Source organism: Pedobacter sp. 10L46_2 (assembly GCF_056395165.1).
Genome location: NZ_JBFTIZ010000447.1, coordinates 1 through 3926, shown reverse-complemented (window position 1 = coordinate 3926; position 3926 = coordinate 1). Strand labels below are relative to the sequence as shown.

5 protein-coding genes and 1 pseudogene are annotated in these 3926 nt (G+C 36.8%); 1 reads left to right on the top strand and 5 read right to left on the bottom strand.

The window, feature by feature from the left end; translation table 11 throughout:
* Nucleotides 1-378: 378 nt before the first annotated feature.
* From AC1DDX_RS26560 to AC1DDX_RS26545, 4 genes and pseudogenes are all read right to left on the bottom strand, one after another.
* Nucleotides 379-813, bottom strand: coding sequence for a septal ring lytic transglycosylase RlpA family protein (locus AC1DDX_RS26560; RefSeq protein ID WP_246269606.1), 435 nt, complete (start codon nt 811-813; stop codon nt 379-381).
* Between the two features lie 109 nt (nt 814-922).
* A complete protein-coding gene (locus AC1DDX_RS26555; RefSeq protein ID WP_288882952.1) occupies nt 923-1402 on the bottom strand; it encodes a methionine-R-sulfoxide reductase in 480 nt (159 codons plus the stop codon).
* A 136-nt stretch (nt 1403-1538) separates the two neighbouring features.
* Nucleotides 1539-2346: pseudogene (sucD, locus tag AC1DDX_RS26550) on the bottom strand (succinate--CoA ligase subunit alpha).
* A 67-nt stretch (nt 2347-2413) separates the two neighbouring features.
* On the bottom strand, nt 2414-2986 hold the full coding sequence (locus AC1DDX_RS26545) for a TMEM175 family protein (protein WP_288882948.1): 573 nt from the start codon (nt 2984-2986) through the stop codon (nt 2414-2416).
* 95 nt (nt 2987-3081) lie between these two features.
* Here AC1DDX_RS26545 and AC1DDX_RS26540 point away from each other — a divergent pair, with 95 nt between their 5' ends.
* Entirely contained in the window at nt 3082-3513 is a 432-nt protein-coding gene (locus AC1DDX_RS26540) for a hypothetical protein (RefSeq protein WP_477622941.1), read from the top strand.
* Between the two features lie 6 nt (nt 3514-3519).
* Here AC1DDX_RS26540 and AC1DDX_RS26535 read toward each other — a convergent pair.
* Nucleotides 3520-3926: 3-keto-disaccharide hydrolase (locus AC1DDX_RS26535; protein WP_477622940.1), on the bottom strand; the 407-nt coding region annotated here is incomplete at its 5' end.

The window sequence follows — 3926 nt, the reverse complement described above, 5'->3', positions numbered from 1 at the left end:
GCCTTTGTTTAACGTAGTGAATGATTGAACTATGAAAAACCCTTAATAAACGCTAACAGTCGACAAAACCATACTTAATTTAAAGATTTGAAAAGACTTGAATTTCTCTGGCAACCTTAATCAACTAAATATTAAACCTTTAACTGAAAATCTACGTGTGATTTATTAAAGAATTTTACTTAAACAAATATAAAGTATGAGGCCTTTTTTGCAGAACAAAGTTGTTAACACGTTGTTAGATTTGGCTGTTTAAAAGATCAGATTTCAGTCATAATCAACCACCAAAAAAGCTAATTATTTCTTTTTAAGGGGATAGTAAAAACTTTTGAATGTTAATAATTTAAAAAAGCTGACTTTATATCCCCTAAAGTTTAAAAATTACTCGGTATCTGGCAGATAGCTAATTTCAAGTTTAGCAACCCCTTTTCCATAGAACCCAAGCTCTTTTGCCGCGCCTTCAGAAAGGTCTATTTTGAATTTTCTGGAATGCGGACCTCTGTCATTTATTTCGACGTCCACAGATCTGCCATTTATTGGATTAGTAACCGTTACTATTGTCCCAAATGGTAAGGACATGTGAGCGGCAGTCATTTTTTTACCCCGATACCTTACACCGCTTGTAGTTCTTCGTCCTTCAAACTTCTTTGCGTAATATGTAGCGTAAACGGTTTTAGAGATTAATTTAGAAGATAGATTGGATGACGATCTTGCTGTTGTTTCAGGGGCCGATTCTGATGTCGTTCCGTCTGAAATATCCTGGGAAAAACCCATAAAAGAAATCAGCATACCGCATAACAATAAACAATACTTCATATTTACTATAGTTGGTGAACGTGCAAACATAAGTAAACTAAACACTTATAAACAAGTAATGCCCGACAAGTTATCATCGGGCATTATACTTATGTCATTCCAAAAGATTTTATTTCTTATCGGGCACAAAACTCATAGAAATTGAGTTCACACAGTTACGAGTATTTTTAGATGTGAAGCCTTCTCCCAAAAATACATGACCTAAATGTGCTTTACAATTTGCGCATACAATTTCTGTACGCTGTCCGTCTGCATCAGGTATTCTTAACACTGCTCCTTTTATTTCATCATCAAAACTTGGCCATCCGCAATGCGATTCAAATTTTGATTCCGAGCGGTATAATGGTGCATTACATCGTCTGCAGATATAGGTTCCTTTTTCTTTGTTATTCAACAATGCTCCGGTTCCAGGATATTCAGTACCCTTCCGCACTATTACATCCTCTTCTTCTTTAGTTAATTTATTCCACTCCATATTATTGGTTGTTTTTTTGACTTCTTCTTTTTTGGGCTTTTGCGCACATGCTACAAAGCTAGTTATCACTAACAAGCCCGCTAGCATAAATGTTTTATTAATTAAAGCTTTCATTTGCATATTATTTAATACAAGGTACGAACTAAAGCCTCCAGCGGTTTCATAATTGAAGTAATAATAATGTCAGTTATAAAAAAAGCTCCGATGAATGATATCACCAGAGCCTTTGCATTATACAAGAAGATCTTTATTATTTCTTTAACAAGGCAGCCATAGCTTCCCCAATTTCAGCAGGACTTGCTACAACGTGAATACCGCATTCTGCCATAATTTTCATTTTTGCTGCAGCAGTATCATCTGCGCCGCCAACAATTGCACCCGCATGGCCCATTCTACGTCCGGCAGGAGCAGTTTGACCGGCAATAAAACCTACAACAGGTTTTGTGCCATTTTCTTTAATCCAACGCGCTGCTTCAGCTTCCATACCACCACCAATTTCACCAATCATGATGATACCTTCAGTTTCCGGATCGTTCATCAACAACTCAACTGCTTCTTTAGTAGTAGTACCAATGATAGGGTCACCACCAATACCAATAGCAGTAGTAATACCTAAACCTGCTTTTACTACCTGATCAACAGCTTCGTAAGTTAAAGTACCAGATTTAGAAACTACACCAACAGTACCTTTTTTAAAGATGAAACCCGGCATAATACCAATTTTAGCCTCATCAGCAGTGATAACACCTGGACAGTTAGGACCGATTAAACGGCAATCTCTGTCAGAAATATATTCTTTAACCTGAATCATATCCTTAGTAGGAATACCTTCAGTAATACAAACAATAACTTTAATACCTGCTTCGGCAGCTTCCATAATAGCATCTGCAGCAAACGCAGGGGGAACAAATATAATAGATACATTAGCACCGGCCTTATCAACCGCATCCTTTACAGTATTAAATACTCTCAATCATTTGAGAAGCATGATAAGTACCCTCATTTCCTGTAAAGCCTTGAACAATAACTTTTGAATCCTTATTTACTAAAACACTCATGTATCTTTATTTTTTTGTGCAAACTTAGATAAAATAGTTTTCAATTACAATTTTATCCGCCTCTCCGTTAAGCTATCTTTTTTTCCACTCTTCTTTCGGGTATAAACCAGATTATTGCAATAAAAACATAACATGCTATACCTACCCATGGGGTTATAAAACTGCCTCCAATTGCAACTACGTAAGCTAAGCAGGAAACAGTGTCTTTTATGGTTGTGCCAAATGTATTCGCAAACTCAGAATCTGGCCCATGTAACTTTTTCAATGCACTTTCCAGAATAAAATAAGCCATGGCTGCCATAAACATTACACAACCATACATTACCACTGGCCAGGTTTCATAATGATTCTCTCCCATCCACGCAGTAGCAAAGGGGAACAGTGAGAGCCAGAAAAGCAGATGCAGATTAGCCCACAACACCTTTCCATTAACCTTTTTAGCCAGCTGCATCATATGATGGTGGTTATTCCAATAGATACCAACGAAGATAAAACTGAGCACATAACTCATAAAAACAGGAATAAGTGGCGTCAGTGCCTGCAAAGAACTTCCATGGGGAACTTTCAGCTCCAAAACCATAATGGTGATAATAATAGCTAAAACGCCATCACTAAATGCTTCTAATCTGTTCTTATTCATAAATTAAAGATATATTAATTCAATATTTTTTCAAACTACGCCCAAATACTCATTTATTTGTAAGGCTAAGATCAACCTTATCGCAAAAAAACAATATGAAACCGCTTAAAATTTATTTTAAAATCCTACAAACAGGAAATGGGAAATATCTCAAAACTAAAAATGAGGTAAGCAACCTTATTGTAGATATTATTGACAGGAACCCGACTAAATCATCATCGGCGATAAGGGAAATAGCTATTGAGGACTTTAAAAATAATGATAAAGCTCAAAAAACACTATGTACAAGCGCACGTTTCTTTATTCAAAGCATTTCTGACATTGAAGTTGCCATTACTTTCTTACCACAGGAAAAATTAGCACAAGAACAATTTTACACCCAATGGAGATATGTTCAAAAATCTGAACCATATAGACTTGTACAGTACTTAGATGAAAACAGGCTTGTGGTATATAGCGACAAAACAAAAGTGCTGCATACCGTAAAACTGGACAAAGATGTGTCTGTAATAGTTGAAGMAGAATAACTCCTTTTAGTTCTTAGCAGGTCTCTTTACACGAGACAGATCTTTTATTTCGATGTTTTTAAAGTCAACAGGTTGGCCTTCGCTTTGCAGAGCGATAAAGCCGCTGCTTAATAATTTGCCATCTATTTTGATTTTAGGATCATATCCATTTGCTACGCCTCCACCGATCTGGGGTTTAGAGTATTGCAATACTGTATCACCATTAATAATATGAGTGATCAAAGAATCGCCAAGAACAATCAACTCTCCCCGTACCCACTGATCGCCGTCATATGTTTTTGAGGTAGAGTTTAAGCAGTGAGAATCTGCTATTTTGCCCTTATAAACCACATTGGTTCCGGGTGAGCACATATTGCCCGTAGGTCTTGGGTTTCCGTCACCCAGGCCAGCAAGAAGTTGCATCTCAATAGAGA